Consider the following 23,237-nt stretch of genomic DNA (forward strand, 5'->3'; position numbering starts at 1 on the left):
ACCCCTAATCGTTTGCAAACCAGTTGCTGGAAATATGGTTGTGGGTCTCGGCCAGCATGAGCTGCTGGTCGTTGAGATAGTCACGAAAGTCGGCGTTCAAGCTGTCGCTATCCCTGATATCGTATTTCGGTAGCTGGGGCTTGATGGCGGGGTAGGGCTTCCCGGCGCAAGGCAGCTTGGCAGTGGCGGAGCGGACCTGGTCCAGGCAGTAGCCGACCGAGCGCGGGAATTCCTCGTCGCTGAGAAGAAAGTGCGCCACGTCGGAGCCATTAACCGTGGTACGCATGGTACGACGATAGGCCATGTAGGCACTGCCGGAGCGCAGTACATTGCCCCATACGATCTGAGACAGGTTGGTAGTGTCGTTATCGTCGGACAGCTGCAGCACGGCGGCGCCGGCGTCGAGCAATCGGGTTGTCATGTCGGCGCGCTCCAGGTTGCAGCCCAGGCGCAAGAAATGCCAGGTGGCATCGCGGCTCACGGTGCCGAGCAGCAGGCCGTTAATGCCCTGGCACCCTTCGATAATGCCGTTGAGAAAGGCATGGCGGCCGTTGCGATTGATGCCCTGCTGAATATTGTTGCGGGCGAACAAAAGCAGTTCGTTGACCAGCTCCCAGGCTTCAGATGGTAGCACGTCGCGGGCTGTGCGGATGTTCTCGCGCAGCATGGTAAGGGACGACAGCATGGAGCTCGGGTTCGTATCGTCGGCCAGTGTGAACTTCACGACATTGCGCTCGTCCTGCACGCGGTAGCGCTCAAAAAACAGCTCGCTGCCACTGTTGATGATCACCAGGTTAAACCAGCCGATATTTACGCTGCGGGGCAGGTCGAATAGCAGGTTGTCGTAGACGCTGACCAGGCGTGCGGTATTTTCAACGCGCTCAAGGTAGCGCGCAGCCCAGTAAATCCGTTCAGCTACTCTGGACAGCATCATTTTGCCTCCGTATCAACGATCCAGGTGTCTTTGCTTCCGCCACCCTGGGAGGAGTTAACCACGAGGGAGCCCTTCTTCATGGCGACTCGGGTCAGGCCGCCGGTGGTGACATAGGTGTCCTTGCCCTGCAGGATGAAGGGGCGTAAATCCAGGTGGCGCGGCTCCAGCTTGTTGTTGTCTACCAGGGTCGGCGCCGTCGATAGCGCGAGGGTCGGTTGGGCTATGTAGTTGCGGGGGTTACCCTTGATCAGCTCGGCGAATTTTGCCTGATCCTTTTTGGTTGAGTGCGGGCCGACCAGCATGCCGTATCCACCGGACTCGTTGGCCGGCTTGACGACGAGTTGGTCGAGGTTGGCCAGCACGTATTCGCGGTCCTTGTCATTTTCGCACAGGTACGTTTTGACGTTGGGCAGCAGGGGTTCTTCGTCGAGGTAGTACTTTATCAGTTGCGGTACATAGGCATAGATGACCTTGTCGTCGGCGACCCCTGCGCCGGGTGCATTTGCCAGCGCAACGTTACCGCTTTTCCAGGCGCGCATCAGTCCGGGGACACCCAGTACCGAGTCCTTTTGAAATACCTCGGGGTCCAGGAAAAGGTCGTCGATGCGGCGGTAAATCACGTCGACCCGGGTCAGTCCATCGATAGTCCGCATAAAGACCAGGTCGTCCTCGTTTACGACCAGATCGCTGCCCTCTACCAGTTCTGCGCCCATCTGCTGGGCCAGAAAGGCATGTTCAAAATAGGCGGAGTTGAAGATGCCGGGTGTCAATACCACGATTTCGGGCTGCTTGACCTTGCGGGGTGACAGCGCGGCGAGGGTGTCAAACAGACGGGCCGGGTAGTCATCAATCGGCATTATGTTGTCGTTTTCAAACAGCTCGGGCAGTACGCGTTTGGTGATGGCGCGGTTTTCCAGCATATAGGATACGCCGGAGGGGACGCGCAGGTTGTCTTCCAGTACGTAGAATTCGCCGTCGCTGTCACGCACCAAGTCGGTGCCGCAGATGTGTGCCCAGACGCCATGGGGGGGCGAGACGCCGACGCACTCGGGACGAAAGTTGGCGGAGTTTTCGATCAGGTGGCGCGGAATAATACCGTCATTAATGACGTTCTGATCGTGGTAAAGGTCATTGATAAACATGTTCAGGGCACGCAGGCGCTGCTTCAGTCCTGCGGCTGTCTTGTCCCACTGTTTGCGGGAAATCGTGCGGGGAATCAGGTCAAATGGCCAGGCCCGGTCTATGTTTCCTTCCTCTGTATAGACGGTGAAGCTGACACCCATTTCCTGAATTGTTGCCTCGGCCATGAGGCGGCGTTTTTCGAGTTCTTCATCTTCGAGGCTTGCGAGATAGTTGGCAAGCTTGCGGGCCGGGGCCCTGGCATTGCCGGGTGAACTAATCAATTCGTCGAAGAAACCACCACTGTCATACTGTTTCCAATCGATACTCATGACTTAAAGCCTTCTGCTGATCCCTGTTGCATTCAACTCACCAAAGTGGGGCGTTTTTCGAACCAATAAGGGGCGCAGTGACCCTTGTTGGTGCTGCCTGACCGGGAGGGCTGTGAAAAAGTCGCGTCACGCTACTTATACTGTTGTTTACGAGCAATTACCTTGCCAGTTGTAAGGCTGCTGAGATGTCTTGCGGGCGACTCCGCCGGTAAAGTGTAGCAGCAGCTATGTTACGCGTTAGCTTGAATTTGAATAAACTTCTGTTAATTCAGCGATGTTCTGTATGTTTTTTGAGCAGAATGTATTGATGCTCTGGCGTGTTTTGTTTTCGCGTGCGGCTGTGTTTGAGCGGCGCTTGTCATTGAGTGGGTGCAGTGGGAGGTTGCTTGGGGATGTGCAGGGCTGATACGGCGTTGCTGAGCAGGGAGTTGAACGCTAGCGGCCAAATATCGGAGGTGTATGACTGGTCGAAAAGGGATAACAGTATGGGAAAAAGCGAAAAAGATTTGGTCGGGGTAACAGGATTTGAACCTACGACCCCTGCCTCCCGAAGACAGTGCTCTACCAGGCTGAGCTATACCCCGACGTATCTGAATTACCTTTGCAGCATAGCGCTGCGATGCCCTGAGGGCCAACTGCGAAGCAGTTGTTAAAGCGGGAAAAATTTGGTCGGGGTAACAGGATTTGAACCTACGACCCCTGCCTCCCGAAGACAGTGCTCTACCAGGCTGAGCTATACCCCGAACCGATGCCCGCAACAGGCCTTTCGACAAACTGTTGTGAACAGGGCGCGAATTATAATCCGGGCTCAGATGATGTCAAGCCTGTTTTGTAAAACAAGCGCTTACGCGTAGATGGGGGACCTATAACTGCTATTGCATTTCAACTTCGCCAAGCCGGTTCGCGGTTTCCGGGCACGCCAGGCGGTCGGTAGCGACCAGTACATTGGCGAGGTGGTCGTAGGCGACGCGCTGCTGCTTCAGGATTTGCTCGGCTTCGGTCAGGGCTTCCTCAACACTGAGGTGACCGTTGCGGTGGTCCTCGCTGATGGTCAGGCTGCGCTTGTCATTGGCGACGATGCGTTTGTATGTGTTCTTGGCTTCGATATTAAGTCGAAAGCAGGCGGCATAGATGCCGTCTTTGAGGTTTTGTGCGTTTGCGGGGTCTTCTGCCTGGGCGTGTGCTGTGTTGAGTAACAGCAGGACAAAAAGCGGGAAAGTCCTTTTCATTCAGTAACTCCGGTCGGCAACATGTATTTGGCGTAGTCAGTATAGCGTAGCGCTGGCGCTGATCCTGTATGGAAATCAGTATTAAAAATATGCAGGTGGACGCGTCGTTTGGAGTGTTTGCGGCGCAGGGCAGTGCACCGGTTGCTGTGGCTGTTAGATTGCGACGGTGAATGCTGGCGGGGCTGTATGGAGAGGCGCTCGCTTAATCGGACGAGGCGGAGGAATCGCGTATGTCATCGGGTAACCTGATGCTAGGGCGCAGTGTTACGGGCAAGGAAGTTGAACTGCCGCTGATGATGGCGAATCGTCATGGTCTGATCGCGGGCGCAACGGGAACGGGCAAGGCAGTCACCTTGCAGGCGCTGGCGGAGCGTTTTTCCCGCAACGGGTGCCGGTTTTCATGGCCGACATAAAGGGGGGGCTGTCGGGTCTGGCGGCATGTTTGGCGTGCTGGCGAGAAGCGCCATGCGTGCAATTGACACCCAGCTTGGGCGTCAGATAGTGCGAGGCCTGCTGGGCTCCATTATGGGTGGACGCCGGTAACACAGAGCCGGGTTTTTCTGTCTGTTTTTTCAGGATCCAGGCCCTGTCGGTTCCCAAGCCGTGATTGCTAAAGCTGATCTGGCTAGGTAAAGTGCCGGCACTTTTTTGATTGACGAACAGATGGCAGGGGCTGGGGCCGGTATGACTCCGTTAGGACGCTACAAGCAAGATCTCGAGCGTGACGACTTTTCCTATGATCCGGCGCAGGAACTGGCAGTAAAGCATTTGCAGCGCCTGTTTGATGAGCTGGTTGCCGCGCCGCCGCCCAAGCCTGGACTGATGCAGCGTCTGGCCACTGGCTGGAAGAAGGCTCCGAAGGAGCCGCTGCGCGGACTCTATTTCTGGGGTGGGGTCGGGCGGGGCAAGACCTACCTGATGGACACCTTTTACGACAGTCTGCCGTTCGAGCAGAAAACCCGCACTCATTTCCATCGTTTCATGCAGCGTGTGCACCAGGACCTGAAGACACTGGGTGGAGAAAAGAACCCGCTGGTGGAATTGGCGCGGCGCTATGCCGAAGAAACCCGCATTATCTGCTTCGACGAGTTTTTTGTCTCGGACATCGCTGACGCCATGATTCTGGGCAGTCTGCTGGAACAGTTGTTCGCCAATGGCGTGGCGCTGGTGGCGACGTCCAATATAGTGCCGGATGGTCTCTATAAGGATGGCTTGCAGCGTGCGCGCTTTATGCCGGCCATCGCGTTGCTGAACAAGTATACGGAAGTGGTGAACGTGGATGGTGGCATTGATTACCGCCTGAGGGCGTTGGAGCAAGCGGAGCTGTACCACTGTCCACTGGATGGCAAGGCTGATGAAAGCCTTAATGCCAGTTTCGAGTCGCTGGCGCCAGATCTGCTGGAAGTGGTGGAGGGCGAGGTGCTGGAGGTGAATGGTCGAGGCATTCGCTCGCGTCGTTGCTGTGAGGATGTGGTCTGGTTCGACTTTGCCGATCTGTGTCAGGGGCCGCGCTCGCAGAATGACTATATTGAGCTGGCCAAGGTTTATCATGCGGTGCTGGTATCGAATGTCCCCCAGCTGGGACGCAGCAATGATGATGCGGCGCGCCGTTTTATCAACATGGTCGACGAGTTCTATGACAGCGGCGTGAAGTTGATTTTGTCGGCGGCGGCACCGATCCATGAGATCTACACCGAGGGCCGCCTGGAGTTCGAAATTCAGCGTACCCAGAGCCGATTGCTCGAGATGCAGTCCCATGAGTACCTGGCGCGGGCGCACCGGGCCTGAAAAAATGTGTGCTGTGCGGAGCAAAAGCTGTGTTTTTGCGCTCGCATTCGCAGTGTGAGTTGTCTATAATGCGCGCCACCCATTTCTATGGGTTGTTACTGTTGTGCTTGGGATGCTCCCAAATACAACCAAGAATTATAAGTCAGCTCGGTAGCGCATTCGAAATGTGTAGCGAGAGCTGAGTTAAATGAAGGCAATATACAAATGAAAACTTTTGTTGCTAAACCAGCCGAAGTAAAACGCGACTGGTACGTTGTTGACGCCGAGGGTAAAACCCTGGGTCGTCTGGCTACTGAAATTGCACGTCGCCTGCGCGGCAAGCATAAGCCGGAATTTACTCCGCACGTTGATACCGGTGATTACATCGTTGTCGTCAACGCTGAAAAGATCGGCGTGACCGGTAATAAGCGTAAAGACAAAATGTACTACCGTCACACCGGTTATCCGGGCGGTCTGCGTGAAGCTTCTTTCCAGAAAATGATCGATTCTCACCCGGAGCGGGTTCTTGAGATCGCGGTCAAGGGTATGCTGCCCAAGGGTCCGCTGGGTCGTGCCATGCACAGCAAGCTGAAAGTTTACGCTGGCACCGAACATCCGCACCAGGCTCAGCAGCCCAAAGAACTGAACATTTAAGGGGAAGGCAGACTATGTCCACTACTCAGTATTACGGTACCGGCCGTCGTAAAACCTCTACTGCTCGCGTCTTCCTGCGTCCGGGTACAGGTGTTATTACTATCAACGATCGTACTATCGAAGAATACTTCGGTCGCGAAACTGCGCGCATGATCGTTAAGCAGCCGCTGGAACTGACCGGTTCTGTCGAAAAATTCGACGTTTTTGTTACTGTCGCCGGTGGCGGTGGTTTCGGTCAGGCTGGCGCCATTCGTCACGGTATCACCCGTGCACTGATGGTTTATGATGAGACTCTGCGTCCTGAGCTGCGTAGCGCTGGCTTCGTAACCCGCGACTCGCGTATGGTTGAGCGTAAGAAAGTCGGTCTGCGCAAAGCACGTAAGCGTCCTCAGTTCTCCAAGCGTTAATTCGCTTTCGGCTTCGGTCGAAGACTGGTGGCAAAAAAAACGCTCAAACCTTCGGGTTTGGGCGTTTTTTTGTTTGGGTCTAAGTCAAAAGTCGCAGAGATTACAGGGTTTTAGCCTGCCAATGTTCTTGTAAGCGAAGGGTAATTTCATTACCATTTGGGCCATTTTAAAAATCCGTTATTTGATGGTTTTTAGTTGAGCAATCGAGTTATTTACGTTCAAGCGGGGCGTTAAATAGCAGGTTGAACGAGGGAGAGAGTTAATGAGTAATGACGGCGTGAACAAGGGGCGGCGTCGACTGCTGGTCGGTGCGACCTCTGCGGTCGGGGCAGTCGGCGCAGCGGGCGTTGCTGTTCCGTTCGTGGCTTCCTGGATGCCCAGCGCCAAGGCGCGGTCGGCGGGTGCTCCGGTACGGGCGGATGTCAGCAAGCTCGAAGCGGGCCAGCAGATGGTCGTGAAGTGGCGCGGCAAGCCGGTGTGGATCGTTAAGCGCAGCGAGGAAGCATTGAGCAACCTGGCCGGGTTGACGGATCAGCTGTCGGATCCTGATTCTGCGAGTCCGCAGCAGCCGGAGTATATCTCGCACGATGCGAATCGTTCACTGCGCCCCGATATTTCCGTGCTTGTTGGTATCTGTACTCATCTTGGATGCTCTCCGACCTATCGTCCGGAAGTCGCGCCCGAAGATCTCGGACCTGAGTGGGTCGGTGGCTACTACTGTCCTTGCCACGGCTCGCGTTTTGACCTCTCCGGTCGCGTGCTCAAGGGCTCTCCTGCGCCGCAGAATCTTGTCATTCCTCCCCACATGTACGAAAGCGATAACGTTATCGTCGTCGGCGTAGATCAGGAGACTGCATAATGGCTAATCCGAACAAGAGCAAGGCCGAAAGCGGTTTGATGCGCTGGATCGACGATCGTTTCCCGGCGACGCAGATGTGGGAAGACCATCTTTCCAAGTACTATGCGCCGAAAAACTTCAACTTCTGGTACTTCTTTGGTTCCCTGGCGATGCTGGTTCTGGTTAACCAGATCCTCACCGGCATCTGGCTGACCATGAGCTACAACCCATCAGCGGAAGGCGCCTTCGCCTCTGTCGAATACATCATGCGTGACGTCGAGTACGGCTGGCTGCTGCGCTACATGCACTCTACCGGTGCATCGGCCTTCTTCGTGGTGGTCTACCTGCACATGTTCCGTGGCATGATGTACGGTTCCTACCGCAAGCCGCGTGAGCTGGTGTGGCTGTTTGGCATGACCATCTATCTGGCGCTGATGGCGGAAGCCTTCATGGGCTACCTGCTGCCCTGGGGGCAGATGTCGTACTGGGGTGCCCAGGTTATCGTCTCCCTGTTCTCGGCGGTGCCGTTCATTGGTGAAGATCTGTCGCTGTGGATTCGTGGTGACTATCTGATTTCTGGCATTACCCTGACCCGTTTCTTCTCGCTGCACGTCATCGCACTGCCCATCGTGCTGCTGGCGCTGGTTGTGCTGCACATCATTGCATTGCATGAGGTGGGCTCCAACAACCCCGATGGTATCGAGATCAAGGCCAACAAGGATGAAAATGGCGTGCCGCTCGATGGCATTCCGTTCCACCCGTACTACACCGTCAAGGACATTGTCGGCGTGGTGGTATTCCTGTTTGTGTTCTGTACCGTGATCTTCTTCTTCCCTGAAGGTGGCGGCTACTTTATCGAGGCGCCGAACTTTGAGCCGGCCAACCCGCTGAAGACGCCTGAGCACATTGCGCCGGTTTGGTATTTCACCCCGTTCTACGCCATGCTGCGTGCCATTCCGCCTATTGCCGGCTCCCAGTTCCCGGGCGTTGTCGTCATGGGTGGTGCCATTGCCATTCTGTTCGTGCTGCCCTGGCTGGATCGTAGTCCGGTCAAGTCCATACGCTACAAGGGAATGCTCAGCAAGATCGCGCTGGCGGTTTTCGCGGTTAGCTTCGTGATTCTGGGTTACCTGGGTGTGGTTGCGTCCAATCCGACCCGTACGGTGGTGGCCCAGATCTGTACTGCGCTGTATTTCGCGTATTTCTTTCTGATGCCGATCTACACCAGGATGGAGAGCACTAAACCGGTTCCGGAAAGGGTTACAGGCTAATGAAAAAGTATCTGATTGCATTGATGATGGTTCTGTTGCCGGTGTCGGTTCAGGCCGCGGTCGGCGGTGTGCATCTCGATTCTATCGAGGTGGATCTCGAGAATAACGCCTCTTTGCAGCGCGGCATGGCGACATTCGTGAACCGCTGCATGGGCTGTCACTCGGCTGATTATCAGCGCTTCGAACGCGCAGCCAACGATCTGGAGATCCCTAACGAGCTGGTGGAAGAATACCTGCTGTTCGGTGGTCAAAAGATTGGCGAGCAGATGAAGATCGCCATGGACAAGGGGGATGCTGCCAACTGGTTTGGTAATCCCCCGCCGGATCTGTCTCTGGAAGCGCGTCTGCGCGGCCCTGACTGGATCTATACTTATCTGCGTACCTTCTACAAGGATGAGTCGCGTCCCTGGGGCGTGAACAACGTGGTGTTCAAGGATGTCGGCATGCCTAACGTACTGCAGGATCTGCAGGGCTTGCAGGTCAATCACTGCACGCCGGAAGAGTTTGCACATGCGGCGTCCGGCGAGATTGATCCGCTGACCAACACCCGCATGTCCAGCTGCCTGACAGTTGCAGAGGCGGGCAGTCAGACAGTCGAGGAGTTCGACCGGACGGTATATGACCTGACGAACTTCCTCACTTACATGGGTGAGCCGTACCGTCTTGACTCCGAGCGCATGGGTACCAAGGTGCTTATCTTCCTGTTCGTTTTCTTCCTGTTCGCATTTGCGTTGAAGAAAGAGTACTGGAAAGACGTACACTAAGACTCTTGTGTTCGTGTAATGATCGTATGCGGCCTGATGGATCGGGCCGCATTTATGTTTTTAAATGAAGACTGACGGGGACTATCCGATGGGAGTAGTGGCTAAGCGTTCTTCCATGACCTTCTTTTCCAATGGCGCTGACCATTACAGCCACCGCGTGCGTATCGTGCTGGCGGAAAAAGGGGTCGCAGTCGATATCGTCGACTGCACCGAAAATGACTTGCCCGAGGATCTGTCGTCACTGAATCCCTACAACAGCCTGCCGACCCTGCTGGATCGGGATCTGGTGTTGTATGAGCCGAATGTGATGATGGAATATCTCGATGAGCGTTTTCCACATCCGCCGCTGTTACCGGTTTACCCGGTCGCGCGTGCAGAAAGTCGTCTGTACATGTACCGCATTCAGCATGACTGGTGCGGCCTGGCGGACACTATTCTGGCAGGCAAGGCTGATGCAGCCGAGATTGAGCGTTGCCGCAAGGAATTGCGCGACGGCCTGGTGGCCATTTCTCCGATCTTCGGAGAAAAGGACTTCTTCATGAGTGAAGAGTTCTCGCTGGTGGACTGCTGCCTGGCGCCGATTTTGTGGCGTTTGCCTGCGATGGGTATTGAGCTGCCAGAAGCGCAGTGCAAGATGCTGTTGCGTTACATGAAGCGTATTTTTGAGCGCGAAGCTTTCCAGGAAAGCCTGTCGGAAGCTGAGCGCGAGATGCGCGACTGAGCCCAGGCTTTTTGTTGCGTCGGGGCTGAGTCAAGGGATTGAAGCAAGGGATGGAGGTGACTCTGTCCCTTTTTTATCGCCTGTGTTCCGGGGGTTGGTCGATTTACGTGCGGCTGGTCTTTATGGTGTAAAGTCCCATCATGTTAAACATTATGAATATCCGCTGTCGTAACAGGGAAGTGCGGTGGCGTCTGCGGAGAGCGAGCAATGAATCCAAGTCGTCCCTATATCGCGCGAGGCCTGTATGAATGGATCCTCGATAATGACTGTACGCCGCATCTGGTGGTCGATGCGGATGCGCCCGATGTCGTGGTGCCGCGCCAGTTCGTACAGGACGGTCAGATTGTGCTGAACGTGCTGCCCTCTGCCGTGCGCGACTTTCTGATGGGTGACAGCGAAATTTCGTTCAGTGCCCGTTTTGGTGGTGTGCCGATGCAGGTGCGGGTGCCCTATGCTGCGCTGGTCGCGATCTTTGCCAAGGAGAATGCCATGGGAATGGGGTTTGGCATGGAGCCCGGTGCGGATTATTACGAGCGTCTGCAGCCGGTACAGGCGGGTGAGTCGGCGGGTCAGGAGGTTGCTGAAGGGATTGAAAAAACGCCGGTGCCGCAAAAGCCCAAGGGGCGCGCGAGTCTTAAGGTGGTGAAGTAATAACGCTACGTGACGGGCGGTGCCATGCACCACCCGTCAGATTTCATCAGATGTATTCAAACGCCTTGACGATCTTCTGTACGCCAGTGATCGTGCGTACAACGCGTACCGCAAGATCCGCTTCCTTCTGGCTTACCAGACCCATCAGATAGACAGTGCTGTTTTCCGTCACGACCTTGATGCGGCCGCCGTTGATGTTGCGCTCGGCCAGTAGCTGCAGCTTGACGCGGCTGGTCAGGTAAACGTCGTTACTGCGAACGATGGATGACGTCGGTCCGGCAATTTCCAATTCATTGTGTACCTTGCGCACTTCGCGTATCTGGCTGGTGATGCGCTCAGCTTCTTCTTTCGTGGCGGTGTTGGGTACCTGGCCGGTAAGCAAGACCAGGCCGTTGTAGCTGGTGGCGCCGACATGGGAGTTGCGCAGTGCGACGGAACCCTTATTCAGGTTGACGAGGGTTTTGGTTTCGATGACCTCATCTTCCAGGTAGTTGCCCAGCGTGCGGCTCCCCCTGTCTTCCTGGATAGGCTCTTCCCGAGTCGCGCTAATGAGGGAAGAGCAGCCGGACAGGATGACCAGGCTGCCGAGGCTTGCGGCAATTAACAGTTTTTTCATCAATTTCAGGCTCCAAACAGTTGGTAGTCGATGAGATCGCACAGGCAGTGAAGTACCAGCAGGTGAGCGTCGTGTATCAGTACGTCGTCATCGGACGGAACGCAGATTTCGATCTCATCGGGGCGTAAAAGTGCCGTGGTATTTCCGCCATCATATCCTGTCAGTGCAATGACGCTCATCTCCCGGTCGTGGGCCGCCTGGATCGCCTGCACCAGGTTATTGGCGCGGCCGTGGGTCGATATGACCAGCAGAACATCACCGGGCTGTCCGAGGGCGCGAATCTGCTTGGAATAGATGTCGCTGAAGCTGCTGTCTTCGCTGATGGCGGTCAGGGTGGCGCTGTCGGCGGACAGTGCAAGCGCGGGCAGGCCGGGGCGCTCATGGCGGTAGCGGTTCAGCAGTAGCGCGCTGAAGTGCTGCGCCAGTGCGGCAGAGCCGCCATTGCCCACGCACAGGATCTTGTTTTCATTTATCAGGCAATGCAGCAGTTGTTCGCCGGCGTGGGCGATCATGGGGGTGTAATGTTCGATGGTATGGGCATTGATATCCATCGAACTGTGAAACTGGCTGACAATGCGGTCTTCGAGTTCCATTCAGCGGTGGTTCCGATCTCAGGGCCTGAAGGCGTCTTTATACCATAGCGGGGTTGCCGTCGGTGAATCTGATTCGAGTGCGATCACATCAAAGCGACAGGGCTGGGTGGCCCGCTGGGGGTATTTGCTCAGGTAGTGGTTGGCGGTAAGGATGATTTTTTGCTGCTTGCGGCCGTCGACCGAAGCAGCGGCGTTGGCCAGGCTGGTGCGGGCACGCTTGCGCACCTCGACAAAAACCAGGCAGTCGGCGTGCTGCATGATGAGGTCTATTTCACCCAGGCGGCAGTGATAGTTGCGCGTCAGCAGTACCAGGCCTTGCTGTTCGAGCCAATGCAGGGCCAGGTCTTCGGCGAGCTGTCCGCTGGCGCGTCGATCCATCAGTTGCTTGCCGGTGTCAGCAGGCTGGGGACGCCATTGTCAAACCGGGCCCAGGGCAGGTCCCTGGCAATGCGCGAGCCCTCTGTCAGGTACAGCTGGCCGGTTTCGCCGCTGATGCGTGTCAGCGGGCTCGCCCGCAGCTGCTCCAGGTAGGGGTGCACTGTGAAGGCGTCGGCCCCCAGGGCATAGAGCCGGCCGAAGCGGGTGTCGGTATCTTCGCGCTGCTGGCTCATGGCGAGTTTCAGTGTGCTTGGCGGACCGATAACCCAGGGCAGGTCGCAGAACAGAATGCCGTTAAGGTCGATATCGCTGAGACTGTTGGGGCTGCCATTGTACAGGTGCGAGGTGGCATATACCGGCAGATCGGCGGCGTAGTTAAAAGCCAGCAGGGGTTTGATCTGGCGGGCGTCCACCGGCAGGGCGCTCAGGAACAGTGCGTCGGCATCATTGCGTGGCTGGAGTTCGGACTGGATGCGGTTGCCAATGGCCTGTTGTACTCGCTTGGTTCTGGCTTCGTTATCGTCGATATTGAGCAGCGATGCCACCCGGTCTGCAAGGCCGGCCTGTTCGGCGAAGGTGACGGCGCCGACCACCTGGCCGCCGAGGCTTTCGAATTTGCGCACGAAGGCCTGGCCGACGCGTGAGCCCCAATCGGTTTCCGGGATCATCATCAGCATGCGGCGGTTGCCATCCTGCCAGGCGCGAAGCGCGGCCGCTTCGGCTTCATCCTCGGCGGCGAGGCCCAGTTGGTACAGGTTTCCCGGTGCCTGGATGTTGGAGTTGTTCAGTGCCAGCACCGGCACGGGCAGTGTGTCGGTGAGGGCGAGCTGGTTGACATAGTTCTTGTCCAGCGGGCCGATGATCAGTTCAAGCTGCATGGTGCGGGTGAGGTTTAGCAGTTGCTCCGGTGTATTGACCAGCGTTGAGTCCAGGAGCTGGATTTCCGGTACAGGCCGGCCTTCGCGCTGGGCCTGGTAGTAGGCGGCCATGAAGCCGTCACTGATGGCGCTGGCGGCCTTGGCCAGCGAGCCGCTCTGGGGTAGCAGCAGGCCAATGCGTCGGGTCGGCATAATGCTGGAGTCGAACAGTGCGGCCACGGCCTTGGGGGGCTGCTGCAGGGCGGGGTGGGATTGCCACAGGGTGCGCCATGCGTCCAGGTTGCTGTACTGCTCTGCCAGGTCGGTGCTGGTGCGCAGATTGATGGCCAGCTCGTACCAGCCCTGCTCGTAATAGGATGCCTCACCGGCGCTGGCCAGGCGCTGCAGTCCGTCGGTGGGGAGTGCGCCCAGCAGGGCCCAGATGCGTTCATGCAGGGCCTGGCGCATTGCGGGCTCCTGGCGCAGCTGTGCCACCTTGATTAATTCCCGCAATTCGCCAGTGCTGTCCTGCTGCTGCTGATAGGCCTGCGCGCGCAGTTCGCCCAGCTCTATGGCCTGAGCGGTGGGCAGCGGTTCGCTGCTGGGCATTTCTGCCAGATAGCGCAGGGCCTGACCGCTGTCCTGGCGTTCCAGTGCGGTGCCTGCCTTGAGCGTGGCGATATCAAAGCGCAGGATGGGGGGGAGCAGGGCGGTATCGATGCGCTCCAGAATGGCAATGGCCTGGTCGCGCTGGTTGGCGTCGATCAGTTTGCGCGCAGCCTCGGTGCGCAGTTCGGCCGCGCGGATGGGTTGGGCGCGGCTGGCTTCATCGAGCAGTGCGGCAATGGCGTCCTGCTGGCGTTCGGCCGGAGTGGCGGCGGATGTGGGTGCCCTGGATGTCGGCGTACTGCAGCCGACAAGCAATACGGCCAGCAGGCTGGCGGTCAGAGACAGGCGCAGCGGATTCATCATATACTCTGTCACCCCAAAAGACGGATGGATTCACGATGTCGGAAGCGGTTTTGTATGTTGTCGCAACGCCCATAGGCAATCTCGCAGATATGACTGCGCGTGCAATTGAGGTGTTGCAGACGGTGACACTGATCGCGGCGGAAGATACCCGTCACAGTGTGCGTTTGATGGCGCACTTTAACATTAAAACGCCCATGATTTCAGTGCATGATCACAACGAACGACAGCGAATTGAGCGAATTCTTGAGCGCCTGGCGGCGGGTGAAAGCATTGCGCTGATTTCTGATGCTGGTACGCCGTTGATTTCAGACCCCGGCTTCGTGCTGGTAAGGGCGGTGCGCGAGGCTCAGTTCAGGGTTGTGCCGGTGCCGGGCTGCAGTGCGCTGGTGACCGCGCTGTGTGCGGCGGGCTTGCCATCCGACCGCTTTGTGTTCGAAGGTTTTCTGCCGGCCAAGAGCCTGGCGCGGCGCCAGCGTCTGGAGGCGCTGGCGCGCGAAGAGCGTACCCTGATCTTTTATGAGTCAACGCATCGGATTCTGGCATCACTGGAAGACATGCAAGCCTGCTTTGGTGCCGAGCGCATGGTTGTGGCTGCACGGGAGTTGACCAAAACATTCGAGACGATAAAGGGTGCGCCGGTGGCGGAGCTGCTTGAATGGATGCGCCAGGACGCCAATCAGCAGAAAGGTGAATTTGTCGTGCTCGTGCAGGGCGCGCCGGCGCCCGCCGATGATGCGCTCAATGCCGAGGCCATGCGGGTGCTTGACGTGCTGCTGGAAGAGCTGCCGATCAAGCAGGCCGCGGCGCTGGCGGCAAAACTGACCGGCCTGAAAAAGAACTTCCTTTATCAGGCTGCGCTGGCGCGTCGGGACGCCTGATTAAGAACGGTATGCAAAGGGTGGGCGTCTTGGCTTGCGCTTTGTGTGGATACTGGTATTCTTGCGCCCGGATGAGTTCGCCGGACAGTCGCCGCTGCGCTTGCGCAGGGGAGGAAAGTCCGGGCTCCACAGGGCGGAGTGCCAGATAACGTCTGGGCGGCGCAAGCCGACGGCCAGTGCAACAGAGAGTAGACCGCCTAAGCATCCTCGGATGCCGGTAAGGGTGAAAGGGTGCGGTAAGAGCGCACCGCGTGGGTGGCAACATTCCACGGCACGGTAAACCCCACTCGGAGCAAGACCAAATAGGGACCCATCAGGCGCGGCCCGCGCTGGGTCCGGGTAGGTCGCTAAAGGTGTATGGTGACATGCACCGTAGATGAATGACTGTCCTCGACAGAACCCGGCTTACAGGCGAGCTCATCCAACTAATTTGCTCATGAAACAACAGTGTTCCGCGTTTCTGATTTTTCCGCGTTTACGTCCTAATTGACTGATTTCTATATCAGTTATTTTCCAGCCACCTTTGACACCCTGTCAGTGGCTTTAAATTAGCTAATGCGTCCGTTTATCTCCATGGAAGGTGCCACTCCGGCTGCCTTGCATTGCCTGTGGTTAGTTCCTATAGTGTGCGCAAGTGGGGTAAAGTGGGCAGATGTGGGTAATTATGGGAATTTTGTGGTGAAAATGCTCTAAGCAGAGGATGGCAGCTCCATGTTTCGTGGTGTAAATCCGATCAATCTTGATGCCAAGGGCCGCATGGCCATTCCGGCACGCTATCGCCAGCAGATTCAGGCGGGATGCGAGGGTTGTCTGGTCGCCACCATTGATACCGAAGAGCGTTGCCTGCTGCTTTATCCACTACCCGAATGGGAACAGATTCAACAGAAGATCGAGGCCTTGTCCAGCTTTAACAAGGCCACCAGGCGCATTCAGCGCCTGCTGATAGGTCATGCCACGGACCTGGAGATGGATGGCAGCGGCCGGTTGCTACTCACAGCGCCGTTGCGCGAATACGCTGGGCTCGACAAGAAAGTGATACTGCTTGGGCAGGGGCGCAAGTTCGAGATCTGGAGTGAAGATCTCTGGAATGAGACCCGCGAGCAGTATCTGAAAGAAGTAGAGGGTGGTATGGCGCTGCCGGATGAGTTGCAGACGCTGTCACTGTAAGCCAATTTTTTACAGCAAACAGGTTGTCGAGCGCGAATGATACAGGATTTCAGTCATACCACCGTATTGCTGCACGAGGCCGTCGAGGCCCTGGTGCAGGACCCGAATGCCTTCTATATAGATGGCACTTTTGGGCGGGGTGGTCATAGCGGGCTGATTCTGCAGCAGCTGCAGGCAAAGGGCCGCGTGCTGGCGATCGACAAGGACCCCGAGGCGATCGCCTATGCTGCGCAGCGCTTTGCCGACGAGCCGCGCTTTGAGATTGAGCGCGGTTCATTCGCAGACATGCAAGAGTATGTGCAAGCGCGTGGGCTTGAGGGTCAGGTGGGCGGCATCCTGCTGGACCTGGGCGTGAGCTCGCCCCAGCTGGACGACGCGGCGCGCGGTTTCAGCTTTTTGAATGAAGGTCCGCTGGATATGCGGATGAACCCCGATGTCGGCCAGAGCGCGGCGCAGTGGATCGCGACGGCCAGTGAAAAGGAAATGGCGGATGTGATTTTCACCTACGGTGAAGAACGCTTCGCAAGGCGTATGGCGCGCGCTGTTGTTGCAGCGCGCCAAGAGGTGCAGATCACCACCACGGCGCAGTTGGCCAAGATTATCGCGGAAGCGAACCCTGCCTGGGAGAAGGGGAAACATCCGGCGACGCGGGCTTTTCAGGCTATCCGGATTCACATAAACCGGGAGCTGGAAGACCTTGAGCGTTGCCTGGACCAGGCACTGGATTTGCTATCGATAGGAGGCCGCCTGGTGGTGATCAGCTTTCATTCGCTGGAAGACCGTATCGTTAAACGTTTCATTCGCAAACATGTTAAGGGCGATGAGCATTTGCCGCGCGGCATTCCGGTGACGCAGGACATGCTGCGCCAGCGTCTCAAGTCCGTGGGCAAGGCGGTCAAGGCCAGCCCCGCCGAAGTTCAGCAAAATCCCCGAGCGCGTAGCGCAGTCATGCGTGTTGCGGTGCGCATAAAATGAATTTCCCAGCCATGGATTGGCGCCAGTTTCGGCTCCCGCGCCTGATACGTGCGCTTTTCTCCCGCGACGGGGTGGTGGCAGACCAGAAATCCGCTGCCGCCCCGTCGCTGCGTCTGCTCCGTGCTGCTGAGCTGACCCGACCGGCCGCGGTGCTGGTCGTGCTGTTGCTGCTGGTCGTTGGCAGTGCCATGGCGGTGATTCTCAGCGCTTATCAATACCGTGTCCTGTTTAATCAACACCAGAACCTGGTGGCGAATTGGGATGAACTTCAGGTGGAGTGGGGGCAACTTGTGCTGGAAGAGAGCGCCTGGGCTGCGAACAATCGCATTGAACAGATCGCCAGCAAAAGGCTGTCCATGCTGGTGCCGGAACCTGGCATGATCGAGATAGTGCGTCATGAACGCTGAGTCCGCCAAGGTCGACAACCAGGCCGCCAGAAGCTGGCGCCTGATCCTGCTGTTTGGTCTGTTGGCGTTGATCGCCTCGGCCATTCTGTTCAAGCTGTTTTCCCTTTACGGGCAGGACCAGGCATTTTTGCAGAGTCAGGGTGATGCCCGCACGTTGCGCACGATGCTGATTCCGGCTCACCGCGGCCAGATTACCGACCGCAACGGCGAGCCCCTGGCGGTGAGTGCCCCGGTGGCGACCATCTGGGCCGATCCAGGCAAAGCTGACTTGAATCATCCGTCCCTCGGACGCCTGGCGCAATTGCTGGAGCTGGATCGCTCCGAGTTGCTTGGACGTCTGAACGAATTCAAGTCACGCCAGTTCCTCTATCTGCGACGCCAGGTATCACCGGAACTGGCCCAGCAGGTCGCGGCGCTGCGGGTGCCGGGCATCCATGTCGACAGGGAATACAAGCGCTATTACCCGGCGGCAGAAGTCACCAGTCATCTGGTTGGCTTTACCAATGTCGATGGTGAAGGCCAGGAGGGCATGGAGCTGGCCTACAACGACTGGCTGCGTGGCGATCCGGGGAGCAAACTGGTCCTCAAGGATCGCCTCGGCCGCACGATCAAGCATATCCGTTCGGTCGAAGAGTCCGACCCGGGCCGTAATCTCCAGCTGAGTATTGATCTGCGGTTGCAGTATCTGGCCTATCGCGAACTCAAGGCCGCGGTGCAGGTGCACCAGGCCGATGGTGCAGCGGTGGTGGTGCTCAATGCCCATACCGGAGAGGTGTTGGCCATGGTGAATCAGCCCTCGTATAACCCCAACGATCGCAGCAAGCTCAACAGCAGCGCACTGCGTAACCGTGCCCTGACCGATGTGTTTGAACCCGGTTCGCCAATGAAGTCCCTTACCGTGGCCGCGGCCCTGATGAGTGGCCAGTACCAGGCGGATACGCCGGTGGATGTGTCGCCGGGCTACATTCGCATCAAGGGTCACACCATTCGAGATCATCGAAACTACGGCATTCTTGACCTGACTGGCATTATCACCAAGTCCAGTAACGTGGGTGTGACAAAGCTGGCGTTGAGCATGCATGGCGATGCAGTGCGCAACCTGATGACCAATGTGGGCCTCGGGGAAGTGCCGGGCACGGGCTTTCCGGGCGAACAGTCGGGCTCGCTGCCGTATGTATCTGAAAAGCAGGTGGTGGAACGTGCCACCATGTCTTATGGCTACGGGCTATCAGTCACGCCGTTGCAGTTGGCCCATGCCTACATCCCATTTGCCAGCAATGGCATGATTCGCCCGGTGTCACTGCTCAAGCAGAGCGAACCTGCGCCCATGACGCGGGTCATGCCTGAACAGGTGGCAAAAGAGGTGCTGGCGATGATGGAAACCGTGACCAACAGCGGCGGTACCGGTACCCGCGCCAAGGTGCCGGGCTACCGGATTGCAGGCAAAACAGGCACGACGCACAAAATCGGTTCCGGCGGCTATATCGCGGATCAGTATGTATCGGTCTTTGCAGGCGTGGCGCCGGTAGAAAATCCGGAACTGGTGATGGTGGTCATGGTGGATAATCCCAAGGGGCAGGAATATTACGGTGGCGAGGTGGCGGCACCGGTTTTCTCCCGAATTGCAGCAGGCGCTCTGCGCCTGTTGAACGTGGCGCCGGATGACTGGCCTGAGAAAGATACCAAGCGGGTGGCAATGAAATAGCATGACTCCAAAGGCGCAATATACGTTGCAACAGCTCCTGCCAGAGGCGGTTAACACCCCTCTGGCTTCGCTCGTTATCGGGGGGCTGTCGCAGGACAGTCGAAGTTTGCAGGCGGGAGACCTGTTCTTCGCCCGCGCAGGACTGGCGCACCGTGGCGTGGATTTTATTCCGGCTGCGGTGGCGCGCGGTGCCGTTGCGGTGCTGGTGGATGAGGCCGAGCGGGCGTCTGTCGCAGAGGTTGACTTTGGCGTGCCGGTATTCGCGGTTGCCCAGCTTGCACGCCGTATCGGCCCCATGGCCTCGCTATTCTACGGTGAACCGAGCCAGTCGATGCAGATGATCGGCGTGACCGGCACCAACGGTAAGACATCCTGCACTCATTACATTGCCCAGGCGCTCAATTTCGCGGCGCGGCGCACGGCACTGGTCGGCACCGTGGGAAACGGCTTTGTTGATGCGCTGGAGCCTGCCAGTCACACCACACCTGATCCCATTGCACTGCAGCGTCTGTTGGCGGATTTTCGGTCGCAGGGTGCCGACGCGGTCGTCATGGAGGTATCGTCCCATGCGCTGGATCAGGGGCGTGTTGAGGGCATCGCTTTCGATATCGTGGCCTTCAGCAACCTCAGTCGCGATCATCTTGATTACCACGGCTCAATGGATGCCTATGGCGAAGCCAAGGCGCGCCTGTTTGAGGCCATGGAGGTGCCCTTGCTGGCCATCAATGCCGATGATGCCTTTGGGCGAGCGCTGCTGCAGCGCCATTTTCCCGATGCGCGGCAGGTGCTGGCCTTTGGTACCACCCAGGATGTCGATGTCTATCCCCTGCACAGCGAACTGAACAGCAATGGCATGCAAGTGCGCCTGCATACGGCGCTGGGCGAGATCCATGCGCAGAACCACCTGCTCGGACATTTTAACCTCAGCAACGTGCTGCTCAGCGCCGCGGTGCTGCAGCTGGCCGGGCTCGACAGCGCAGAAATGCAGCGCGGACTCAGCGGCCTGACGCCGGTTTGTGGGCGCATGGAGTGCTTTGGCGGCGGCGACTTGCCGCTGGTCGTGGTCGATTATGCCCACACGCCGGATGCGCTGGAAAAAGCGCTGCAGGCGCTGGCCGAGCATGTCGAAGGTCAACTCTGGTGTGTGTTTGGCTGTGGTGGTGACCGTGATACCGGCAAGCGCGCGCAAATGGGGGCTGTCGCTTCGGCATTGGCTGATCAGGTGGTGATCACCAGTGATAATCCGCGCACAGAGGATCCGCAGCACATTGTTGCGATGATTCAGGAAGGTATCGATGACGGCACCTGCGCTCGCGTCGAGGTCGATCGCGCCCGGGCGATCGAGCAGACTCTGGCCCGCGCAGTCGCGGGCGATATCGTGCTGATTGCCGGCAAGGGGCATGAGGACTACCAGGAAATTCACGGCCAGCGTCGTCCGTTCAGCGATCAGAAAGTCGCGCAACAGGCGCTGGGAAAACGCAAACAGGGAGCGCTGTCATGATCGGGAGTTTCAGTCTTGCTGAGCTGATGCCGGTGCTGGGTGCGCGCCTGGGTGCGGCCGAAGGTGCGGACATCCGTATTGCAAGGGTCAGTACCGATACCCGCAAGATACAGCCGGGCGATCTCTTTGTGGCGTTACGTGGCGAGAATTTCGATGCCCACGACTTTGTGGCCCAGGCGCAGCGCCAGGGGGCTGTGGCGGCGGTGGTGGAGCGGTTGCTGCCGCTGGATATTGCGCAGCTGATTGTTGCCGATACGCGACTCGCTCTCGGGGCCATCGCGCAATACAATCGCACCTTTTTTGCGGGCCCCCTGATCGCGGTCACCGGCAGCAGCGGTAAAACTACTGTTAAGGAAATGCTTGCTACCATACTGGCCGCCGCAGGCCCGACGCTGTCGACAAAAGGCAACCTTAACAATGACATCGGTGTACCGCTGACGCTGTTCGAGCTTGAGCAGCAACACCGCTATGCCGTGATCGAGATGGGCGCCAGCGGTCCCGGAGAAATTGATTATGTCTCGGGCTTGGCGCGTCCTGACGTAGCTGTACTGAATAATGCCTTTGGTGCGCATCTCGAGGGTTTTGGATCGCTGCAGGGGGTTGTTCGGGCCAAGGGCGAGATTTTCAACGGTCTCAACGCCGGCGGCACGGCCGTGGTCAATGCCGATGATCCTCACGCCGATTACTGGCTGCGGCAACTGGAGCTACGACGGGTGTTGTGCTTTGGGCTTGAACGCAGCGATGTGGATGTGACAGCGACCGGTCTGTTTTATCAGCCCAGTGGCTGTCATGGCTTTGAGCTGGTGCTGGGCCAGCAACGCGCCCCGGTACATCTGCAGGTGTTGGGACGCCATAACGTTGCCAATGCTCTGGCGGCAGCAGCGGCGGCCTTTGCCGCAGGCCTGGACCTGGACGTGATCGTGCAGGGGCTGGAGCGTTTCGAAGCGGTTGCCGGGCGTATGAAGCCACTGCCGGGCGCAGCCGGCTGTCGAGTTATTGATGACAGCTACAACGCCAACCCCGCATCGGTAAAGGCCGCTATTGACGTGCTGGCGGGCTTGCCGGGTGAACGGGTTCTGGTGCTCGGCGACATGGCCGAGCTCGGTCCGGACGCGGCACAACAGCATGCCGAGGTGGGTGTCTATGCGGCGGCGGCGGGCATCGATCGCTTTTGTGCCGCAGGCCCGCTATGCCGTCATGCCATTGAGGCCTATCGCCGCGCAGGTGGCGTCGGTGGGCAGAGTTTCGACAATCGGGCTGATTTAACCAGCACACTCAATACACTGGCGCATGCGCGGATGACCCTGTTGATAAAGGGATCACGCAGCGCCGCTATGGACCAGGTCGTATCCGGCCTGACGCAAGGGGACTCTCACTAGATGCTGGTTATTTTTGCCGAATTTTTGACACAGTATTTTAAAGGCTTTGCTGTGTTTCAGTACATTACGCTGCGCGGCATTCTCGGCGTGCTGACGGCGCTGGCGATCTCGCTGTTCGCCGGTCCGCGTTTGATCAGTCTGCTGAAAAATCGCCAGATCGGTCAGTCCGTGCGCAATGACGGGCCCCAGTCCCACCTCAGCAAGGCCGGTACCCCGACCATGGGCGGCGGCCTGATTCTGCTGGCGATTGGTATCAGTACCTTTTTGTGGAGCGATCTTGGCAACCGTTACGTCTGGATTCTGATGGGCGTGACCTTCATCTTCGGTGCTGTGGGCTGGGTTGATGACTGGCGCAAGGTGGTCGAAAAGAATTCCCGTGGCCTGCCGGCACGCTGGAAATACTTCTGGCAGTCGGTCGGTGGTCTGGGTGCGGCCATCGCGCTTTATGCGTCGGCGCCGGGTGCCGCCGAAACGACCCTGATCGTGCCCTTTTTCAAGGAAGTGGCGCTGGATCTGGGCATCTTCTTTATCGTCTTCACGTATTTCGTCATTGTCGGCAGCTCCAATGCGGTGAACCTGACCGATGGCCTGGATGGACTGGCGATCATGCCGACAGTCATGGTGGCCGGTGCGCTGGCGGTTTTCGCCTACCTGACCGGCCACAGCCAGTTCGCCAGCTACCTGAACATTCCCTATATCGCCGGTGCCGGTGAGCTGATCATCTTTTGCGGCGCCATCGTCGGTGCGGGGCTTGGGTTCCTCTGGTTCAACACCTATCCGGCCCAGGTCTTCATGGGCGATGTCGGTGCGCTGGCACTGGGGGCCGCATTGGGTACCGTGGCGGTGATCGTGCGCCAGGAGCTGGTGCTGGTCATCATGGGCGGCGTCTTTGTGATGGAAACGGTATCGGTGATTCTGCAGGTGGCATCGTTCAAGCTGACCGGGCGGCGCATCTTCAGAATGGCGCCGATCCATCATCACTTTGAACTGAAGGGCTGGCCCGAGCCGCGCGTTATTGTGCGTTTCTGGATTATTACCGTCGTGCTGGTACTGATTGGCTTGGCGACGCTGAAGATTCGTTGATGTGAATGTACTGATGGTTTGTGAACGGGATTAAAAACG

25 protein-coding genes, 2 tRNA genes and 1 other RNA gene are annotated in these 23,237 nt (G+C 57.9%); 19 read left to right on the forward strand and 9 right to left on the reverse strand.

All coding sequences use genetic code 11. From position 1 onward, the window contains the following. Positions 1-4 precede the first annotated feature (4 nt). The 5 genes from F451_RS0120210 to F451_RS0120230 all read right to left on the reverse strand — a co-directional run bounded on the left by F451_RS0120210 (position 5) and on the right by F451_RS0120230 (position 3,614). Positions 5-934, reverse strand: coding sequence for an alpha-E domain-containing protein (locus F451_RS0120210; RefSeq protein ID WP_020683239.1), 930 nt, complete (start codon positions 932-934; stop codon positions 5-7). Beyond that, positions 931-2,385 (reverse strand): circularly permuted type 2 ATP-grasp protein, encoded by a 1,455-nt coding sequence (locus F451_RS0120215; protein WP_020683240.1) that lies wholly within the window; start codon positions 2,383-2,385, stop codon positions 931-933. Before F451_RS0120215 ends, F451_RS0120210 begins: the two co-directional genes overlap by 4 nt. A 507-nt stretch (positions 2,386-2,892) precedes the next feature. Next, positions 2,893-2,969 (reverse strand) — tRNA-Pro (locus tag F451_RS0120220). A gap of 82 nt (positions 2,970-3,051) precedes the next feature. Beyond that, positions 3,052-3,128: transfer RNA gene (locus tag F451_RS0120225), tRNA-Pro, on the reverse strand. Between the two features lie 129 nt (positions 3,129-3,257). After that, complete coding sequence (locus F451_RS0120230; RefSeq protein ID WP_020683241.1) at positions 3,258-3,614, reverse strand: hypothetical protein; 357 nt, start codon at positions 3,612-3,614, stop codon at positions 3,258-3,260. A 230-nt stretch (positions 3,615-3,844) separates the two neighbouring features. On the opposite strand from F451_RS0120230, the gene F451_RS0120235 reads away from it, so the two are divergent. The 10 genes from F451_RS0120235 to F451_RS0120275 all read left to right on the forward strand — a co-directional run bounded on the left by F451_RS0120235 (position 3,845) and on the right by F451_RS0120275 (position 10,687). Next, positions 3,845-4,027 carry a helicase HerA-like domain-containing protein gene (locus F451_RS0120235; protein WP_026291927.1) on the forward strand — a complete coding sequence of 61 codons (183 nt, stop codon included), beginning with the start codon at positions 3,845-3,847 and terminating at the stop codon, positions 4,025-4,027. 52 nt (positions 4,028-4,079) lie between these two features. Next, positions 4,080-4,157, forward strand: coding sequence for a hypothetical protein (locus F451_RS28870; RefSeq protein WP_420835282.1), 78 nt, complete (start codon positions 4,080-4,082; stop codon positions 4,155-4,157). A gap of 141 nt (positions 4,158-4,298) precedes the next feature. Continuing rightward, positions 4,299-5,402, forward strand: coding sequence for a cell division protein ZapE (gene zapE, locus F451_RS0120240; protein ID WP_020683242.1), 1,104 nt, complete (start codon positions 4,299-4,301; stop codon positions 5,400-5,402). A 204-nt stretch (positions 5,403-5,606) separates the two neighbouring features. Further along, positions 5,607-6,035 (forward strand): 50S ribosomal protein L13, encoded by a 429-nt coding sequence (rplM, locus tag F451_RS0120245; RefSeq protein WP_020683243.1) that lies wholly within the window; start codon positions 5,607-5,609, stop codon positions 6,033-6,035. 14 nt (positions 6,036-6,049) lie between these two features. After that, entirely contained in the window at positions 6,050-6,442 is a 393-nt protein-coding gene (rpsI, locus tag F451_RS0120250) for a 30S ribosomal protein S9 (RefSeq protein ID WP_020683244.1), read from the forward strand. A 262-nt stretch (positions 6,443-6,704) separates the two neighbouring features. Further along, positions 6,705-7,301 carry a ubiquinol-cytochrome c reductase iron-sulfur subunit gene (gene petA, locus F451_RS0120255; RefSeq protein ID WP_020683245.1) on the forward strand — a complete coding sequence of 199 codons (597 nt, stop codon included), beginning with the start codon at positions 6,705-6,707 and terminating at the stop codon, positions 7,299-7,301. Next, positions 7,301-8,551, forward strand: coding sequence for a cytochrome b (locus F451_RS0120260; RefSeq protein ID WP_020683246.1), 1,251 nt, complete (start codon positions 7,301-7,303; stop codon positions 8,549-8,551). Before petA ends, F451_RS0120260 begins: the two co-directional genes overlap by 1 nt. Next, a complete protein-coding gene (locus F451_RS0120265; protein WP_020683247.1) occupies positions 8,551-9,315 on the forward strand; it encodes a cytochrome c1 in 765 nt (254 codons plus the stop codon). Before F451_RS0120260 ends, F451_RS0120265 begins: the two co-directional genes overlap by 1 nt. A gap of 88 nt (positions 9,316-9,403) precedes the next feature. Next, the gene (locus F451_RS0120270; RefSeq protein WP_026291929.1) at positions 9,404-10,036 is read left to right on the forward strand and encodes a glutathione S-transferase N-terminal domain-containing protein; all 633 of its coding nucleotides are present in this window, start codon (positions 9,404-9,406) and stop codon (positions 10,034-10,036) included. 207 nt (positions 10,037-10,243) lie between these two features. After that, a complete protein-coding gene (locus F451_RS0120275) occupies positions 10,244-10,687 on the forward strand; it encodes a ClpXP protease specificity-enhancing factor (RefSeq protein ID WP_020683249.1) in 444 nt (147 codons plus the stop codon). 46 nt (positions 10,688-10,733) lie between these two features. Here F451_RS0120275 and F451_RS0120280 read toward each other — a convergent pair whose 3' ends face one another. The 4 genes from F451_RS0120280 to F451_RS0120295 are packed head-to-tail and all read right to left on the reverse strand — an operon-like array spanning position 10,734 to position 14,103. Beyond that, complete coding sequence (locus tag F451_RS0120280; RefSeq protein WP_020683250.1) at positions 10,734-11,303, reverse strand: BON domain-containing protein; 570 nt, start codon at positions 11,301-11,303, stop codon at positions 10,734-10,736. Between the two features lie 5 nt (positions 11,304-11,308). Further along, positions 11,309-11,896 carry an SIS domain-containing protein gene (locus tag F451_RS0120285; protein WP_020683251.1) on the reverse strand — a complete coding sequence of 196 codons (588 nt, stop codon included), beginning with the start codon at positions 11,894-11,896 and terminating at the stop codon, positions 11,309-11,311. A gap of 18 nt (positions 11,897-11,914) precedes the next feature. Beyond that, positions 11,915-12,274: a YraN family protein gene (locus F451_RS0120290; RefSeq protein ID WP_020683252.1), complete on the reverse strand. Its 360-nt coding sequence runs from the start codon at positions 12,272-12,274 to the stop codon at positions 11,915-11,917. Further along, complete coding sequence (locus F451_RS0120295) at positions 12,274-14,103, reverse strand: penicillin-binding protein activator (RefSeq protein ID WP_083928502.1); 1,830 nt, start codon at positions 14,101-14,103, stop codon at positions 12,274-12,276. Before F451_RS0120295 ends, F451_RS0120290 begins: the two co-directional genes overlap by 1 nt. A 35-nt stretch (positions 14,104-14,138) precedes the next feature. On the opposite strand from F451_RS0120295, the gene rsmI reads away from it, so the two are divergent. The 9 genes from rsmI to mraY all read left to right on the forward strand — a co-directional run bounded on the left by rsmI (position 14,139) and on the right by mraY (position 23,198). Next, entirely contained in the window at positions 14,139-14,981 is an 843-nt protein-coding gene (gene rsmI, locus F451_RS0120300) for a 16S rRNA (cytidine(1402)-2'-O)-methyltransferase (RefSeq protein WP_020683254.1), read from the forward strand. A 72-nt stretch (positions 14,982-15,053) separates the two neighbouring features. After that, positions 15,054-15,405: RNase P RNA component class A (gene rnpB / locus F451_RS26925), an RNA gene on the forward strand. A 287-nt stretch (positions 15,406-15,692) separates the two neighbouring features. After that, on the forward strand, positions 15,693-16,148 hold the full coding sequence (mraZ, locus tag F451_RS0120305; RefSeq protein WP_020683255.1) for a division/cell wall cluster transcriptional repressor MraZ: 456 nt from the start codon (positions 15,693-15,695) through the stop codon (positions 16,146-16,148). A 36-nt stretch (positions 16,149-16,184) separates the two neighbouring features. Next, positions 16,185-17,123 carry a 16S rRNA (cytosine(1402)-N(4))-methyltransferase RsmH gene (gene rsmH / locus F451_RS0120310; RefSeq protein ID WP_020683256.1) on the forward strand — a complete coding sequence of 313 codons (939 nt, stop codon included), beginning with the start codon at positions 16,185-16,187 and terminating at the stop codon, positions 17,121-17,123. Beyond that, entirely contained in the window at positions 17,120-17,530 is a 411-nt protein-coding gene (gene ftsL, locus F451_RS0120315) for a cell division protein FtsL (RefSeq protein WP_240476523.1), read from the forward strand. Before rsmH ends, ftsL begins: the two co-directional genes overlap by 4 nt. Further along, positions 17,520-19,235: a peptidoglycan D,D-transpeptidase FtsI family protein gene (locus tag F451_RS0120320; RefSeq protein ID WP_020683258.1), complete on the forward strand. Its 1,716-nt coding sequence runs from the start codon at positions 17,520-17,522 to the stop codon at positions 19,233-19,235. Before ftsL ends, F451_RS0120320 begins: the two co-directional genes overlap by 11 nt. A gap of 1 nt (position 19,236) precedes the next feature. After that, the gene (locus F451_RS0120325; protein WP_026291930.1) at positions 19,237-20,736 is read left to right on the forward strand and encodes a UDP-N-acetylmuramoyl-L-alanyl-D-glutamate--2,6-diaminopimelate ligase; all 1,500 of its coding nucleotides are present in this window, start codon (positions 19,237-19,239) and stop codon (positions 20,734-20,736) included. Continuing rightward, the gene (locus F451_RS0120330; protein ID WP_020683260.1) at positions 20,733-22,115 is read left to right on the forward strand and encodes a UDP-N-acetylmuramoyl-tripeptide--D-alanyl-D-alanine ligase; all 1,383 of its coding nucleotides are present in this window, start codon (positions 20,733-20,735) and stop codon (positions 22,113-22,115) included. Before F451_RS0120325 ends, F451_RS0120330 begins: the two co-directional genes overlap by 4 nt. After that, positions 22,116-23,198, forward strand: a complete 1,083-nt coding sequence (mraY, locus tag F451_RS0120335) for a phospho-N-acetylmuramoyl-pentapeptide-transferase (protein ID WP_020683261.1) — start codon at positions 22,116-22,118, stop codon at positions 23,196-23,198. It abuts the gene before it with no gap. The last annotated feature ends 39 nt before the right edge of the window (positions 23,199-23,237 follow it).

Origin of the sequence: Marinobacterium rhizophilum DSM 18822 (assembly GCF_000378045.1) — a bacterium.
Classification (GTDB): Bacteria; Pseudomonadota; Gammaproteobacteria; order Pseudomonadales; family Balneatricaceae; genus Marinobacterium_A; species Marinobacterium_A rhizophilum.

Coding starts and splice junctions, on each gene's coding strand:
- F451_RS0120210 (WP_020683239.1), bottom strand. CDS start 934: ATGATGCTGTCCAGAGTAGCTGAACGGATTTACTGGGCTGCGCGCTAC.
- F451_RS0120215 (WP_020683240.1), bottom strand. CDS start 2,385: ATGAGTATCGATTGGAAACAGTATGACAGTGGTGGTTTCTTCGACGAA.
- F451_RS0120230 (WP_020683241.1), bottom strand. CDS start 3,614: ATGAAAAGGACTTTCCCGCTTTTTGTCCTGCTGTTACTCAACACAGCA.
- F451_RS0120235 (WP_026291927.1), top strand. CDS start 3,845: ATGTCATCGGGTAACCTGATGCTAGGGCGCAGTGTTACGGGCAAGGAA.
- F451_RS28870 (WP_420835282.1), top strand. CDS start 4,080: ATGCGTGCAATTGACACCCAGCTTGGGCGTCAGATAGTGCGAGGCCTG.
- zapE (WP_020683242.1), top strand. CDS start 4,299: ATGACTCCGTTAGGACGCTACAAGCAAGATCTCGAGCGTGACGACTTT.
- rplM (WP_020683243.1), top strand. CDS start 5,607: ATGAAAACTTTTGTTGCTAAACCAGCCGAAGTAAAACGCGACTGGTAC.
- rpsI (WP_020683244.1), top strand. CDS start 6,050: ATGTCCACTACTCAGTATTACGGTACCGGCCGTCGTAAAACCTCTACT.
- petA (WP_020683245.1), top strand. CDS start 6,705: ATGAGTAATGACGGCGTGAACAAGGGGCGGCGTCGACTGCTGGTCGGT.
- F451_RS0120260 (WP_020683246.1), top strand. CDS start 7,301: ATGGCTAATCCGAACAAGAGCAAGGCCGAAAGCGGTTTGATGCGCTGG.
- F451_RS0120265 (WP_020683247.1), top strand. CDS start 8,551: ATGAAAAAGTATCTGATTGCATTGATGATGGTTCTGTTGCCGGTGTCG.
- F451_RS0120270 (WP_026291929.1), top strand. CDS start 9,404: ATGGGAGTAGTGGCTAAGCGTTCTTCCATGACCTTCTTTTCCAATGGC.
- F451_RS0120275 (WP_020683249.1), top strand. CDS start 10,244: ATGAATCCAAGTCGTCCCTATATCGCGCGAGGCCTGTATGAATGGATC.
- F451_RS0120280 (WP_020683250.1), bottom strand. CDS start 11,303: ATGAAAAAACTGTTAATTGCCGCAAGCCTCGGCAGCCTGGTCATCCTG.
- F451_RS0120285 (WP_020683251.1), bottom strand. CDS start 11,896: ATGGAACTCGAAGACCGCATTGTCAGCCAGTTTCACAGTTCGATGGAT.
- F451_RS0120290 (WP_020683252.1), bottom strand. CDS start 12,274: ATGGATCGACGCGCCAGCGGACAGCTCGCCGAAGACCTGGCCCTGCAT.
- F451_RS0120295 (WP_083928502.1), bottom strand. CDS start 14,103: ATGATGAATCCGCTGCGCCTGTCTCTGACCGCCAGCCTGCTGGCCGTA.
- rsmI (WP_020683254.1), top strand. CDS start 14,139: ATGTCGGAAGCGGTTTTGTATGTTGTCGCAACGCCCATAGGCAATCTC.
- mraZ (WP_020683255.1), top strand. CDS start 15,693: ATGTTTCGTGGTGTAAATCCGATCAATCTTGATGCCAAGGGCCGCATG.
- rsmH (WP_020683256.1), top strand. CDS start 16,185: ATGATACAGGATTTCAGTCATACCACCGTATTGCTGCACGAGGCCGTC.
- ftsL (WP_240476523.1), top strand. CDS start 17,120: ATGAATTTCCCAGCCATGGATTGGCGCCAGTTTCGGCTCCCGCGCCTG.
- F451_RS0120320 (WP_020683258.1), top strand. CDS start 17,520: ATGAACGCTGAGTCCGCCAAGGTCGACAACCAGGCCGCCAGAAGCTGG.
- F451_RS0120325 (WP_026291930.1), top strand. CDS start 19,237: ATGACTCCAAAGGCGCAATATACGTTGCAACAGCTCCTGCCAGAGGCG.
- F451_RS0120330 (WP_020683260.1), top strand. CDS start 20,733: ATGATCGGGAGTTTCAGTCTTGCTGAGCTGATGCCGGTGCTGGGTGCG.
- mraY (WP_020683261.1), top strand. CDS start 22,116: ATGCTGGTTATTTTTGCCGAATTTTTGACACAGTATTTTAAAGGCTTT.